This window comes from Microbacterium sp. H6 (genome assembly GCF_003314775.1).
Lineage (GTDB): Bacteria > Actinomycetota > Actinomycetes > Actinomycetales > Microbacteriaceae > Microbacterium > Microbacterium oxydans.
Map to the genome: position 1 here is coordinate 9,152 of NZ_QOAY01000174.1, position 488 is coordinate 9,639.

1 pseudogene is annotated in these 488 nt (G+C 72.5%); it reads right to left on the bottom strand.

Annotated elements, in window-relative coordinates:
- Positions 1-179: 179 nt before the first annotated feature.
- Positions 180-488, bottom strand: a pseudogene (locus DSP71_RS11140) (polyketide antibiotic transporter); the annotation flags it as partial.

Sequence of the window (488 nt, forward strand, 5' to 3'; positions counted from 1 at the left end):
CGCCGAGCTGCGCGGCCGTGTACCCGCCCTCGGGAGCGGCGATCAGCGCCATCATCACGCGCGCAGGCATCCGCGGCATCCCGGCGGCGGTCATCATGGCGGCGGCCTGCTCGGCGGATTCCGTCCCGCGGTGGGAGTCGGGCGAGGGTGCGTCGCGGTCGTCAGGCATCGTGCTCCTCCTAGGCTCCGGGGGCGAGCTCACGGCGTCGCATCAGGGTCAGGGCTCCTGCGCCTCCCGCGACCAGGGCGAGCACGAGCCACCACAGGCCGCGCACATCCACGCCGCTGCCGTCCACCACGGGGGTCACCCCGAAGGGCGAGAGGTTCATCGTCCATTCCGGCAGTCCGAACAACGGACCGAACATCCCGAACAGGGTCGCCAGCAGGACGAGGCTCCACGATACGGCCGTCGTCGCGCGGGGGAGCAGCACGAAGGCGAGCGCGGTGAGGACGGCGAAGACCGATGCGGCGAACGCCTGGCCGAGCCC